The following is a 13,561-nucleotide window of genomic DNA, read 5'->3' as shown; positions in this document are numbered from 1 at the left end:
ACACTGTCATCAGTTGCATGAATAAGGAAGGACATACTGTTTTGAATACCATTGATTTACGTACATTAAATCCCCTGGAGCGACATATCCATGAGGTTCTGCTTGCCCAAAAAGATACTTCTGGTACCTTGCGCATTACCCAGGCTGCTGAGGTATGCAATTGCTCAGTATCAAAGATTTCGAAGTTTGTGAGAAAGCTTGGGTTTCTTAATTATAAACAGTACAGAGCATTTTTGAATGGGAAGGATGTAATTGGATATACAGCAACAAATGAAATCCAACGTATACGAGCATTTCTTGATGCCTTTGATTCCCGCTTGGTGGATGACCTCTATGCCTTGATCGTGAACCACAAGAAGCTGGTTCTCTTCGGATATGGCCCGTCACTGCTTTGTGCTGAGTATTTTTCGTATCGGTTCAGGAATTGCACAGATATCACAACCATGGCCGTCTCAGACCCTGTGGCTGCAAAGAACATGGTTGACGAGGTGACTCTCTTGGTCATACTCACAGAAACCGGCCGTTTTCACTCCTTCCAGGATATCTATGCTTCAGCAAAGAAAAAGCAATGTGATGTGATTATCGTTTCAGAAGAGTTCAACACTGAGCTGGCCACCCAATGTGACAAGATTTTCTATCTGGCCCCACAACCGCAACCAAACCACTTACAGGCATATGAGAAGTCACGAACTACGTTCTTCATATTTCTGGAAGAAGTCATCCAGCGCTTTCTTAGTAAGAAGCCATGAATCCGATATTGATGCATTATCCCATCGATATTGGCAGGAGAAAGGTCCCATGCGTATGATACCCCCGATAATGAAAGCAGTAGTTACCACTGGAATGGGAGGCTATGAGCATTTGCAGTATCAAGATGTCCCGGTTCCAGAGGTGCTTCCTGGTACTGTGTTGTTGAAAGTGCTGTCTGCAGGAATAAATGCAACCGATATCAATACCCGTTTGGGATGGTATGATGCTTCGGTTACGAAAGGTACCCATGCAGTTTCCACCAATGATAGTAAGGCTATAACCGAAGGTGGATGGAACAAAAAGACTTCTTTCCCACTCATCCAAGGTACAGATTGTTGTGGATTGGTGGTTTCTGTTGGTTCCCCTGAAGATGAGGTTTTGCTTGCAAGGCGTGTGTTGGTACGTCCCTGCATGAGAACTTCTGGGTGGGGTTCTCTAGAGACTGCGTGGCTGGGTTCAGATTGTAATGGTGCATTTGCAGAGTATGTATGTGTTTCTTCTGGGGAAGTGTTCCCCATTGATTGTAATTGGAGTGATGTGGAGTTGGGCACTATTCCTTGTTCCTATGGTACCGCCGAGAATATGTTGCATCGATCATCAGTATCTGGGAACGATGTGGTGTTGGTACGAGGGGCTTCTGGTGGTGTTGGCTCTGCTGTGGTTCAGTTGGCCAAGCGCCGAGGTGCAAAGGTAATTGCAGTTACCAGTTGTGCTAAACAGAAAGATGTGGCCGCCCTTGGTGCAGACAGGGTGCTGACACGTGAAGAGGTTGTCTCTGGAGTTCTACCCGATACATCGGTAGATGTTGTAGTTGATACAGTGGCCGGTCCTGCATTTGGTGAAATGCTGAACCTTCTTAAGAGGGGCGGACGTTTGGTAACCTCCGGGGCTATCGCAGGAGCTCAGGTTTCCATTGATTTGCGCAGACTCTATCTCAAGGACTTGAAGCTCATAGGGTGCACTGCTTGGGATGAGCCTGTTTTCAGTAATCTTATATCATATATCGAACATGGGGAAATCCGACCTCTGCTTGCAGGGGTACATCCTTTGGAACATATCGTGGAAGCACAGAGAGCCTTTTCCCGCAAGCAACATATAGGGAAATTGGTATTGGTACCTCCCCAGGTAGGGTAATGCCAGTACAAAGCCAATGTTCTCTGCGTTCCCAAAAATCTTTACCAGGATGTATACACAGCCTTACTGTTGTTCATTGTTTGTTAAATCAGGTGTAGTAAGTGCCATTCAAGAAGATGATGGAGGATGCCTCATGAAACTAATCTGGGTTTTATTCCCGATCGAGCGGAGGGAAAGCAAGGTGAGATACCCCGTCCCTTGGGGTGGAAAAGGAGGCAACGCCTCCTGAGTCCAGGGCTTGCCATGAGGTATTGATACCTTTCATTGGCAGTTGCACTATTTTCCATTGTGTTTTTATGCTGTATTGAAGAATTGTGAACCAGCTGAATTTGCTACCAGACTCTCTATTGTAGATGCACTCAAGGCTATCGAGTCGGCTCTCAAAGAGCAAATTACCCCCTAACTACTTCACCTGTAACACTAAATCCCAGGCTGACCAGGAAAAAGATTGAGAATCGCTTTGGATTAGGGTATGCTTAAGTAAGAAAACAGTATATAGGTCCCTTCCTTGGGCAAGGATATGTAAATAGGAGAAGGTATGAATACAAACTCTGAGAAAGATCGTCTGAAAAAAACCACTATTATCTATCTAGTGGTCATGGTACTTATCGTTGTGTTGGTTCTGCTTGCTGTGCAGGATACACAGGTCAAGACTGTCGCCGTTATCCTGGTCCTGTTGGTGGGAGCAGCTGCAATCATTGTGCAATGGCTTTTACTGGGAAAGAAAGGTGAAGCAACAAAAGTGCAAGAGCCAGTGAAACCTGTACAGGAAAAGGTGAAACCAGCAAAGCCTACGCAGAAAGCTACGACCCCTATGCCTTCAAAACCGGAAGAGAAAAAGCAAGCAAAAGAAGAAGAGGTGGTCTCTACCCAAACCGGTGCCCAGTGTGAGACCGCCGGGGTCTATCACTGCTCAGAGCATCCTGACAAGACGGTTACCATGGAGGAGGGCAAGCGCTTTCCACCATGCAGAGGGGATGATAAAGGACATTCAGCTACCTGGGTTCTGGAATCATAACCAGTTTTTGCTAATACTAGATTACCGGAGAAATGTATGAACCCAATTCGCGCCGCATTATTGGGCGGAGGGAGCAGGGGTCGGTATGTGTATGCTGACTACGCAAAAAACCATCCGCAAGAGCTTCGTATAACTGCCATCGCAGAACCTGATACACGTAAGCGTTCTCTGATTGCTGAAGGACATGGCATACTCTCTTCGCTCGTAGTCTCAGATTGGAAGGAGTTGTTTCCCTCCTCTCATCAGGATTTTGATGTCGTCATCATTGCAACCCAGGATTCGATGCATCTGCAGCCGCTTCTCGCTGCAATTAATGGAGGTTATCCAGTGCTCTGCGAGAAGCCAGTAGTACCATCATTGGACGAATTGTCCCAAATTGCAGAGCGTGCCAAGCACACAAAGAGTCTGGTGAGCATTTCACACGTTTTGCGCCATACCCCATTCTTCACCAGGATTAAGCAACTCATCGATGATAGAACCATCGGAGATCTGGTTGGTCTCGAGCTTGATGAGAATGTAGGTCATATCCATATTTCCCACAGCTACGTTCGGGGAAACTGGAGCAAGAAGGAAACCTCCAGTCCTATGATTCTTGCCAAGAGTTGCCATGACATGGATATTCTGCATTATCTTGCAGGAAGCACCTGTGAGACGCTTTCCAGCTATGGTGATCTGTTTCATTTCAAACAAGAGAACGCTCCAAAGAATGCTCCATTACGCTGTACTGATGGTTGTCCTGCCTTTGATCAGTGTCCCTATGCAGCCCAGAAGATTTATCTGGGAGAAAACACGGGTTGGCCGGTGAACGTCATCACTACTGACCTCTCCTTTGAGGGGAGAGAGCGGGCGTTGAAAGAAGGCCCCTACGGAAGGTGCGTATATCACTGTGACAACAATGTGGTTGATCATCAGACAGTAAGTGCCCGGTTCTCCAATGGTGTCATCGCAAGCTTTACCATGTCAGGCTTTACCATGGAAACTCATAGGAATATTCGTGTGTTGGGCAGCAAGGCGGAGCTGAAAGGCGATATGGAGACAGGTGAGATTACCGTGGACTTTTTTGCGACGAAAGAACGAGTGACCTACCAACTTCATACAAAAAAGGATGGTCATGGGGGAGGGGACGAACACTTAATTGCTGATTTTATCAGCCGTGTTCGCTCCATGGATATACGCAGTACCAGTGACCTTTCATCATCGCTGGAAAGCCATTTCATGGCTCTGGCAGCTGAAGAAAGCCGTCTCTCTGGTGGCAAGGAAATAGACCTTGCCTCTTTTCAGGAACAAGGACGAATCCGTTTGCTCTCTTAAGCAATCTGTTTCTTGTGCTTCCCGTAGAACTGTAAGAGTACTACCAAAGAGAAACCGATTTTATCCTGTACCACGTCTGCGGAGATGAGGAGCATGGCTGGGATGGCATTCTCCTCTGATGGAACCAAGAGATCCGCTGGCACTGACTACTGCACTTGTGGGCCACCCATTTGAGCTTCCGGTGTAAAGATCACCAATGGCCAACCGAAAATTCATCTGCTTGTTTCCAATACCACCAGGATACAGATGGTTCCAGAGGCTCCCCTTCCGATTGATGAAATTGGAGTAATCCACCCACGTAGATGGCCAGGATTGCATATCATGAGTATTCACATACAAAATCAGCATACCGAAGGGTAATGCAAAATCTCCCAGTAAAGGGGAAAGCATGGAAAACATCCCAGAAAATCACTATAATTTCCGCATGACAACACGCCAGTTCCTTAATATTGTAGAGATGCGAACGAAGGTCATCAGCATGGGTACCTTTGCCTGTGCTTCTCTCTATGCAGTAAATGTACTGGATAGCATACCAATTGTTCCTTGGGTAATCATGGGGTTTGCAACCCTGTTTGTAGATATGGGTACTACAGGATTCAACACCTTTTTTGACTACTATCATGGCACGGATAATCTTACGTATACCAAAGAGAAAGAGAAGGTATTGGTGCATGAACAAGTAAATCCTCTCTCTGTCTTGATTGTCTCGTTTACTTTGTTTGTACTTGCCGCGTTACTGGGCCTTGCATTGGCATCCATTACAAGCTGGTATCTCATCCCTGTGGGAGGGCTGTGCATGCTGGTTGGTTTCTTCTATACAGCAGGGCCTTTACCCATCAGCAGAACACCGCTTGGGGAGGTGTTTGCTGGAGGTTTTCTTGGCAGTGCCCTGTTTCTGATCACACTTTTTGTTCTGGGTGTACCGCTTGGAGGGGTGGAGGTGGCTGCAACAGTTCCTTTTCTGTTGCTCATTGGTATGATTCTCTCGGTAAACAATGGCTGTGACCGCTTGGGAGATGAAGCAAATGGAAGAAAGACGCTCTCCATTGTGCTAGGCAAACGAGGAAGCATGCGTTTGGTTGCAACTGAGGGCCTTGTTGCCTATCTAGTCAGTGCGGTATTTGTTTTCATTGGAATCTATCCAATCTATTTCCTGCCTCTATTGGTATTCCTGGCCATCCGTTTTACAAACCAGTTCAACAAGGTAAAGAGAGAGGGGATGGATGAGGCACACAAAGCCCAGCATATGGGCTTTGCTTCCTCCACCTTCATCTGGTTCTCTCTAGGTTTTCTGATTGCATTCCTGATTAATAGAGTGTTCGGTTCTCCGGCTTTTTGATGGTTGCTGCAAATACAGAATTAGCCAATCCCAAGACCGCGGAGAGTGAGAACAGTACTTCGATTCCTAGGGTCTTCCAGATATATCCACCAAGCAAGGCAATCATGACGCTGATCAGGTGATTGACAGAAATGCCGGTTGTCAGGGTAGCGGTGAGTTCTTCACGGGAAGAGGAGAGGTCTCTCACATATACATTGGTTGCCATACTTGCAAGGCTGATGATTGAATCGAGCACAAAATTGACACACACTACTATGTAGGCAATGTTCATGGGAAAGATTCGATGTGCAAAACCATAGAACAAGCAAACTACAACAAGGATGATTGTGTCTGCGACCATGATGGTCTTATACCCTAGCTTGTCCACCAGAATACCGATGGCTGGACTGAGCAACATACCAAAAACAGCGCAGATTGCAAGCAACATTGCTATTACCGAGGTATCGGCTCCATAAAAGAGAATCAGGACATACGGCGCAAAGGTGAGGAAGATTTGCTTTCTTGCTCCATAGAACACCTCAAGCATGTAGTACTTTCCGAACTTTCGGTTGAAGTACAATCGGCTCCGTTTCACCGGCTTGCCACGGTCCCTCATCGTAAGTACGATCAACGCTGCCGAGAAGAGCAAGGTAGCAGAAAGGAAGAATATTATACGAAACCCTACAATTGAATCTCTTGCATACCCAAGACGACCCAGTACAAGAAACAAGATGGAGACAAGTACAAAGCCTACGATGTTGCCTCCATGGCTGATGGCTGAAGTCATCCCAAGGCTTGCTCCTCCCTTTTCACTCTTGGCAAAGGAGAGGGACATTGAGCTCTTGATTGGCATGATGATGTGTTCCCCACTGCTGAACACAACCATGAAGAGAATGACAACTACTTTGGATGAGCCAAGGAACAATAAACCGAGCAACCCTAAGAGCATGATGAGCGTTCCAACTTTGTAGACAGTACTCTCGCTGAATCGATACATGGAAGCGAGAATGAAAATAAGCAGGAGCCCTGGTATTTCCCTGAAAAATTCAACAATTCCGCGTTCGAATTCGGATATCTTTACAATCTCTGCAAGATAGTTGTCCTGAATTCCACGATACAACCCGTAGGCTAGACCGGTAAGCAGGATGGTGGTCAGGAATACCCTCACACTCGTATCGCCCCGGTAGATCGATTCTTTCTCTCTCGGCATGGTAGAGACTCCACTTGGCTTGAATTACCTGTGACTATGATTTGAATTGTAGAGGTTGTCAACAACTGAGAGCGAGAAAAGCATCTTGACGGTATCCTTACCTCGTCGTAGGCTACAGAATGAGTAAGGAGATACAAGTATGGAAGGGAAACGGTTTGATTCTACCTTGGAAGGGAAACTGGTGGTAGTAACCGGTGCAAGCAAGGGCATTGGTAGGGGGTTGGCTGAGATCATTGCCACTGAAGGGGCAAGAGTCGCAGTTGCAGCACGTGATCAAGAAGCACTGGAACACGTTGCCGCTGGCATCAACGACCAAGGGGGCGAATGCAAAGCATTCAAGCTTGACCTGAGACGTGTGGAAACAATCAAGGACTGTTTCTCCCGTATTGAAGATGAAATGGGTCCCATTGATGTACTGGTGAACAATGCAGGAATGGGAAATCCAATTCCTGCTGAGGAGATTACCGAGGAAGATTGGGACTGGATGATGGACTTGAACCTGAAAGGAACCTTCTTTTGTTGCCAGGAAGCAGGAAAGCGAATGTTGTCCAGAAAAAAAGGACGCATCGTAAATATTTCCAGCCAAGCATCTGTGGTTGCCATACCCCATGAGGCTGTCTATTGTGCTTCAAAGGGTGGGTTGAATATGCTCACCAAAGTATTGGCCGCGGAGTGGTCTCCTCGTAACGTAACGGTCAATGCCGTAGGGCCGACATTTGTCTACACCCCCGGTACCGCTGAGAGGTTGGATGACCCAGCTTTCTTGGAAGGTGTGCTGGACAAGATTCCCCGTGGAAGGGTCGCTACCATTGATGATGTAGCCTCTGCAGTGCTCTATCTGGCGAGTGACAATGCCGACATGGTAACCGGAACGCTGTTGCTCGTTGATGGTGGCTGGACAGCTCTATAACATGAAGAGTAGGTAAAGAATGAGAGGAGTGTCTTGTTTTTTGGAACTTGGACTTCTATCATCTAGCCATGATATATGTTGTAGAGGACAATCCCGCAATTGCTGAGACCATCCAGGCATATTTGCAGTTGGCCGGATACACCACCGAAGTATTCGGTAGGTGTGAAGGGGTTATGGAAAGCCTGGAATATAAGTACCCCCGTCTTTGCATCCTTGATGTGATGCTTCCTGACGGGGATGGATTTCTCTTGGCCAAACAGATCCATGCCTATGATTCAAGCATTCCCTTCATCTTCCTTACCGCTCGTGAATCGGAGAGTGACCGCATCACCGGCCTCGAACTCGGATCTGAGGACTATATTATAAAACCCTTCAGTCCTAAAGAATTGGTTCTGCGGGTGCAGGCAATCCTCAGAAGAGTGGAGCAAGGGGGAAAGCAACAAACCGAAGGGGAGACGTATACTTTGGATGGGCATACCCTAGAGCTAAATGAACACACCCACGAGGTTATTCTTGATGGGAAGTTGCTCTCCCTGACCGCACTCGAATGGAAGATGCTCCTCCTGCTTGCGGAGAATAGCCCCCAGTTAATTACCAGACAACGGTTGTTGGGAGAATGTCTGGGATATGTGCATGACGGATCAGACAGGACAATCAATACCCATATGAAGAATCTCCGTTCAAAGCTTGGATCTGTTGAATGGATCAAGACGGTTCGAGGGTTTGGGTACGCCTTTGCCGGGAAACGCAAGGATACCTAGAATGAAGCGAACGATCTCCCTGTCAACGTTGAACTTCCTCTTGGTATTGCTTAGCCTCCTTGTATTCATCTCCTTGCTTTCCCTGATGCTCTTCTTTGGGCTGGAAGCTACCCAGAACGACTGGTATACACAACAAACTACGACCTTGCAGAAACAGATTGAAGAGCGAGTGATGGAAGTATACGCACAAGATGGAGTGCTCAGCGAAGGATCACTCTCCACAGCTCTCAATGACCTGATGCAACAGCCAACGTATCTGATAATAACCGATTCAAAAAGAAACACACTGTATGCATACCACAAAGCAGATCGAAGCGCAGGCCGGGCACGGGGGTTTCAGTTTGGACAACTGGAGAACCAAAAGTGGATTCCCATCACTAGTGAAGATGGAAAAAGTATTGCCTACTATGCAATGCACCTTCCTACCTTCTCGGAGGTAGAGGCCAATGCAATGCTTGTCTCTGCTGCAAAGAATGTGCTTATCTGGGCTTTGCTCATTGCTCTTCTGGTGGCTGTGGTGCTCGCTTTTCTCTTCTTTCTTCCACTCAAGAGGCGGAGTCGGGAACTTACTGAAGGATTGACCAATATGGCTAACCGCCAGAGGGATGTTGTCCTCAAACAGAGCATGGTCAGTGAATTTGCAGACATCAGTGAAGCAGCAAAAAAGCTGCAGGAAAATCTCTTGTACGAAGAGAAGCTCCGCCGTCAGTGGGCTGCTGATATCGCCCATGATCTGAGAAGCCCGGTGACCGTGCTGAAAGGTCAGCTGGAAGGGGTGGCTGATGGAGTTTTGAAACTGGATGAGCATCGTATAGCACTTTTCTTGGCAGAAACACAGAAGCTGACCTATATGATCAACGACCTCTCCCTCCTGACGCATTTGGAATCGCCAGGCTACCAAGTACATACCGAGACAGTCTGGGTCGATGAAGTTATAGTGAATCTGCTCTCTCGTTTTGAAGTACAAGCAAAGGAAAGAGGAATGCAATTCTCCTATAACCCAATGTCCCTGCGATTACAAGCTGATAAAAACCTTTTTACCAGGCTCTTGGACAATTTGATTTCCAATGCAGTGAGATATGGAGAAGCATCTTCCCCTATTGTCATCCACGTTGAGGGGGACTCGGCGGGTAATGCCCTACAGCTAAGCATAGAGAACGAAGGCATCATTGAAGAGGCCTTCCTCCCAAGACTTTTTGATAGACTGAGCAGGGCTGAAACCTCGCGTTCCAGTGAAGGCACAGGGCTGGGCCTTTCCATTGTGAAAGCCATTGCAGAGGCACATGGTTGGAACATTGCAGTGACAAGCGAGAAAAAAACCCGATTTACCCTCTCCTTTACATAATCTTTATCCAGTGTTGAAACACTCTGGATACTACAGTGCGAAACTCTAGTCAAGACAAACAAATTGACTGGAGGTCAAAGAATGAAGAACAAAAAACGTATCGGGATGGTAGCCATCCTCCTTATCGTCGGTATTGCAGCACTGAGCGCAGCTCCTGCATTTGCACAAGGAAGAGCAGGGGTTGCAACAGCACCAAGAGCAAGTGTCCAGCAGAACCAGGCAGTGCAGCAGCGTGTAATGCAGATGGATTGTGCTTTGGAAGAATGTGTGTTTGATGAACTCCCCGCTGAATTGCAGGCACAGATTGCAGAGAGAAGGGCCGAGGCTGAATTGAGACAGGCTGCAGGTGGTCAGTTCCAGAGCGGCATGGCCGGAGCCCATAGTCAGAGAAGCAGATCATCCCAAGGTGGATATGGTCGTCGCTAAAGCGTAAAATCGTAATCTCCAAGAGGGCCTTCGGGCCCTCTTTTATTACGCTCGCAAGAACAAAGCAAAATATGATTGGTCGTAATATATAATCATATGAACTATATAAATGTATATGTTATAAAGAAAAATAAAAATAATTACCTTGTAAAGCAAAACCTCTGAGTGCATACTAATCATAGTAAAAGCAAGGAGAGCATATGAGAATCATTGACGTGTTGGTAATTGGAGGAGGAGCCTCAGGATTGCAGGCTGCAATCACCACGAAGACTACCTATCCAGAGAAAGAAGTGGTTTTGGTCCGCAAGGAAGAGCAGGTTCTGATCCCTTGTGGAATTCCTTATATTTTCGGAACGCTTAGTGACAGCAGCAAGGATATTCTTCCTGACAAGTTGCTCACTTCAGTAGGAGTTGAGATTATTGTAGATGAAATGTCAGAGATTAAGGTACAAGAACGCCAGTGTGCATTTGCCAGTGGCGAGACTATACAATACTCCAAGTTAATCCTTGCCCTAGGGAGTATTCCTACCAAGCCGGGTTGGCTCAAAGGAGGAGACCTCGAGCGGGTATACACCATCCCAAAGAACAAAGTATATCTTGACCAGATGCTTGAAGAGCTCAAAGGCCTTAAGGAGATTATCGTCATAGGTGCCGGTTTCATTGGCGTTGAAGTTTCTGATGAATTGAACAAGAAAGGGTACCATGTCACTCTGCTGGAAATTGAGAAAGTAATCCTCAATCGTGCATTTGATGATGAGTTTGGTGTTCTTGCACAAGAGCATCTTGAGGAACGCGGGGTGAATGTCATTACCGGCAAAGGTGCCAGTGAAATAAAGGGAAAGGATGGAAAAGTTAATGAGGTAGTTCTTACTAGTGGTGAGCATATCAAAGCCGATGCGGTAATTCTTTCGATAGGGTATGCCCCCAATACTGCAATTGCGAAAGCAGCAGGCATTGAACTCAACGAATTTGATTTTATAAAAACTTGTGAATACATGCGAGTGTTGCCCTGTACAAGCGATATTGTTGCAGTAGGGGACTGTGCAGAGAAACGGGATTTCGTGACTAGGAAACTCGACCGTACCATGCTTGCTTCCACGGCATGTGCTGAGGCTCGGACAGCTGGAATGAACCTTTACTCCTTGAGTCCTTGTAAACCATTTACGGGAACCATTGCCATCTACTCCACAGCAATCGGAAATCATGCCTTTGGTACTGCAGGTATTACTGAGGCCCGTGCCACGGCAGAGAATTTCTCTGTCATTTGCGGTAGCTTCACTGGTATGGATACCCATCCAGGAAATCTTGAACACTCCCATAAACAAATGGTAAAGCTCATTGTTGCCAGTGATTGTGGTATGATACTCGGTGCTGAAGTGTATGGCGGCACAAGTGTTGGTGAGTTGACCAATGCCATTGGATTCCTCATTCAGAATCGTGTAATGGTCAAGCAACTCCTGACGATGCAGATCGGTACACAGCCCTTGCTTACCGGTTCCCCTGCTGGCTATCCTTTGATCAAGGCAGCAGAGGTAGTTGTAAAGAAGATGCGTTGTTAGGCAGTACCTTTCATTCCCCAACGGAGCGAGAGGAAAGGAATCAGCATGATGCTTCCTCTCCCGAGCGAGTGCCGGGAAAGCAAGGTGAGATACCCCGTCCCTTGGGGCGGAAAAGGAGGCAACGCCTTCTGAGTCCATGGCTTGCCCTGGGGTATTGATACCTTTCATTTTTCTTTTGCCCTGTGTATTGTATAGGAGGCAGGGCAAAGGGTGATGCCCATCATCTATGCAGCCTGTTATGGAACGACCGGAGCTTGTGCAAATCTACTCAGCGATGCATTGCAAGGGAAAGTCACGGTACAGAATCTTGCAGAAAATCCAGCTGGTGACCTCACTGGGTTGGAGACTGTTGTTATAAGGAGTTCCGTCTATGCGGGAAGATTGAACAAGCGTTTGGGGTTCTTTACCTGTAATAGGGAAGAGGGAAGGCTCAAACAGTTGCATGCAGTGATGAAAAAAACAGTTAGTGGTTGCCAGCTTACTCAACAGCTAGGCTGTTCTTTCTTCGTAGCTGCCTTTCGCAAACGGTTGTTGATTGCAACCCCGATACCCTGTTCTGGCAAAAGGGAACAGACCATGAATCGTAGCCCCATGCCATCAAGCTTCCTGATCGCCCAGTAGAGCCGCATTGCCGCTGTTTCACTATCCTTGTCTTCACTGATGTAGGCAACAGGGCCTTGGAACGAAATGCCGATATCCTCAAACAACAAGACACCCACATCTTTACAGCTTTGGTATTGCCTGACATCATCAACCAGGTAGAGCGGGGTTGTTGGAGCATAATGCGACTCCAGCAATCCTGGGCTTTCCAGCTTTGTATCGGTGGGACCAGCTTGTTTTGCCAAGGCTACCTCCCCTAGCAGAGGTGAGAGTTCCTGAACGCCAATCTTCCCCGGTCTGAGTATGGTAGGAATCTTCGTATGCAAGGCAAGCACTGTTGATTCAATACCCACAGTACATGCCCCTCCGTCTAGAATTGCTGCAATCCTACCAGAGAGTTGTTCTCGTACGTGCTCTGCTGTAGTGGGGCTTGTGTAACCGAAGCGGTTTGCACTTGGGGCTGCAATCGGCTTCCCACTTGCCTTGATCAGTGCTAGGGCCAACGGGTTTGCAGGCATTCTCACAGCAATGGTCTCGCTTCCTGCTGTAACGATGTCGGCTACCTGTGGATGCTTTTTCATTACCAAGGTCAGAGGGCCGGGCCAAAATTGCTGCATCAGAACGTTTGCTTGCTCGCTTACTTCAGCAACCAGTCCATCCAGTTGTGATAATTCAGCAATATGTACGATTAGTGGGTCAAAGAAGGGCCGTTCCTTGGCTGCAAATATCCCCTTGACCGCTTCTTCATTGGTAGCGTCCCCACCCAGTCCATACACGGTCTCAGTCGGAAAAGCTACCAGTTTTCCATCAGCAAGCAGCTTTGCATACTCCTTGATCAAGCGTGGGAGGTCTTGCGCAGGATTGGGATAGGAACGGGTATAGGTACATGCATCCTCCAAGGTGTGGAAGAGGAAGGTAAGAAAGGGAGAATCAACTCCGTCAAGCGGACAGTAGCAGGTAAGGGTAAGATCTCTTCCCAGCAGATAAGACGCTTTGCCTTCTTCCAAGAGTGTGAGAGGATTTTCGGTTTCGAGAAATGGAAAGGCTGGATATAGCTTTTGGTAGTACTCTGCTTCCCCTCGTTCTTCTGGAGGGTATACCACCAGCATGGTTGCAGAAGCAGATTCGTCTGCAGTACAGTGTACTAGCATGGAAACAGGTACCAGAGTGGTGTGCATGATGAAAAAGCCCTCCCGAGTGCTCTTAGGTGAGCGTATCG

At 47.3% G+C, this 13,561-nt stretch carries 13 protein-coding genes and 1 pseudogene; 11 read left to right on the top strand and 3 right to left on the bottom strand.

All coding sequences use genetic code 11. The features are described from left to right. Positions 1 to 17: 17 nt before the first annotated feature. From DYP60_RS05755 to DYP60_RS05740, 4 genes are all read left to right on the top strand, one after another. Positions 18 to 749, top strand: coding sequence for a MurR/RpiR family transcriptional regulator (locus DYP60_RS05755; protein ID WP_206363112.1), 732 nt, complete (start codon positions 18 to 20; stop codon positions 747 to 749). Between the two features lie 49 nt (positions 750 to 798). Next, positions 799 to 1,884, top strand: coding sequence for a zinc-binding dehydrogenase (locus tag DYP60_RS05750; protein WP_206363110.1), 1,086 nt, complete (start codon positions 799 to 801; stop codon positions 1,882 to 1,884). 538 nt (positions 1,885 to 2,422) lie between these two features. Then, positions 2,423 to 2,902 carry a hypothetical protein gene (locus DYP60_RS05745; RefSeq protein ID WP_117329937.1) on the top strand — a complete coding sequence of 160 codons (480 nt, stop codon included), beginning with the start codon at positions 2,423 to 2,425 and terminating at the stop codon, positions 2,900 to 2,902. Between the two features lie 36 nt (positions 2,903 to 2,938). Then, positions 2,939 to 4,213: a Gfo/Idh/MocA family protein gene (locus tag DYP60_RS05740; RefSeq protein ID WP_117329936.1), complete on the top strand. Its 1,275-nt coding sequence runs from the start codon at positions 2,939 to 2,941 to the stop codon at positions 4,211 to 4,213. A gap of 60 nt (positions 4,214 to 4,273) precedes the next feature. On the opposite strand, the gene DYP60_RS05735 is transcribed toward DYP60_RS05740, so the two are convergent. After that, positions 4,274 to 4,546: a hypothetical protein gene (locus DYP60_RS05735; RefSeq protein ID WP_165849515.1), complete on the bottom strand. Its 273-nt coding sequence runs from the start codon at positions 4,544 to 4,546 to the stop codon at positions 4,274 to 4,276. A gap of 91 nt (positions 4,547 to 4,637) precedes the next feature. Between DYP60_RS05735 and DYP60_RS05730 the strand changes: the two genes are divergently transcribed. Continuing rightward, positions 4,638 to 5,552, top strand: a complete 915-nt coding sequence (locus DYP60_RS05730) for a prenyltransferase (RefSeq protein ID WP_165849514.1) — start codon at positions 4,638 to 4,640, stop codon at positions 5,550 to 5,552. On the opposite strand, the gene DYP60_RS05725 is transcribed toward DYP60_RS05730, so the two are convergent. After that, positions 5,521 to 6,741, bottom strand: a complete 1,221-nt coding sequence (locus DYP60_RS05725; protein WP_117329933.1) for an MFS transporter — start codon at positions 6,739 to 6,741, stop codon at positions 5,521 to 5,523. The two genes, DYP60_RS05730 and DYP60_RS05725, sit on opposite strands and share 32 nt — an antisense overlap. A gap of 139 nt (positions 6,742 to 6,880) precedes the next feature. Between DYP60_RS05725 and DYP60_RS05720 the strand changes: the two genes are divergently transcribed. The 6 genes and pseudogenes from DYP60_RS05720 to DYP60_RS14735 form a co-directional block, all read left to right on the top strand. After that, a complete protein-coding gene (locus DYP60_RS05720; protein WP_117329932.1) occupies positions 6,881 to 7,651 on the top strand; it encodes an SDR family NAD(P)-dependent oxidoreductase in 771 nt (256 codons plus the stop codon). A 68-nt stretch (positions 7,652 to 7,719) separates the two neighbouring features. After that, complete coding sequence (locus DYP60_RS05715; RefSeq protein ID WP_117330064.1) at positions 7,720 to 8,412, top strand: response regulator transcription factor; 693 nt, start codon at positions 7,720 to 7,722, stop codon at positions 8,410 to 8,412. Between the two features lies 1 nt (position 8,413). Beyond that, positions 8,414 to 9,757, top strand: a complete 1,344-nt coding sequence (locus DYP60_RS05710; RefSeq protein ID WP_117329931.1) for a sensor histidine kinase — start codon at positions 8,414 to 8,416, stop codon at positions 9,755 to 9,757. 81 nt (positions 9,758 to 9,838) lie between these two features. Beyond that, entirely contained in the window at positions 9,839 to 10,183 is a 345-nt protein-coding gene (locus tag DYP60_RS05705) for a hypothetical protein (RefSeq protein WP_117329930.1), read from the top strand. Positions 10,184 to 10,383: 200 nt separating this feature from the next. Further along, positions 10,384 to 11,742 (top strand): FAD-dependent oxidoreductase, encoded by a 1,359-nt coding sequence (locus tag DYP60_RS05700; RefSeq protein WP_117329929.1) that lies wholly within the window; start codon positions 10,384 to 10,386, stop codon positions 11,740 to 11,742. 213 nt (positions 11,743 to 11,955) lie between these two features. Continuing rightward, positions 11,956 to 12,150 (top strand): annotated as a pseudogene (locus DYP60_RS14735) (flavodoxin domain-containing protein); the annotation flags it as partial. A gap of 74 nt (positions 12,151 to 12,224) precedes the next feature. Here the strand turns inward: DYP60_RS14735 and DYP60_RS05690 are convergent. Further along, positions 12,225 to 13,520 (bottom strand): L-threonylcarbamoyladenylate synthase, encoded by a 1,296-nt coding sequence (locus DYP60_RS05690; protein WP_206363109.1) that lies wholly within the window; start codon positions 13,518 to 13,520, stop codon positions 12,225 to 12,227. Between the last annotated feature and the right edge of the window lie 41 nt (positions 13,521 to 13,561).

It is taken from the genome of Sphaerochaeta halotolerans, from assembly GCF_003429665.1.
GTDB classification, from domain to species: Bacteria; Spirochaetota; Spirochaetia; order Sphaerochaetales; family Sphaerochaetaceae; genus Sphaerochaeta; species Sphaerochaeta halotolerans.
Note: the sequence above shows the minus strand (reverse complement) of the source record. Positions and strands in the feature narration are given on the sequence as shown.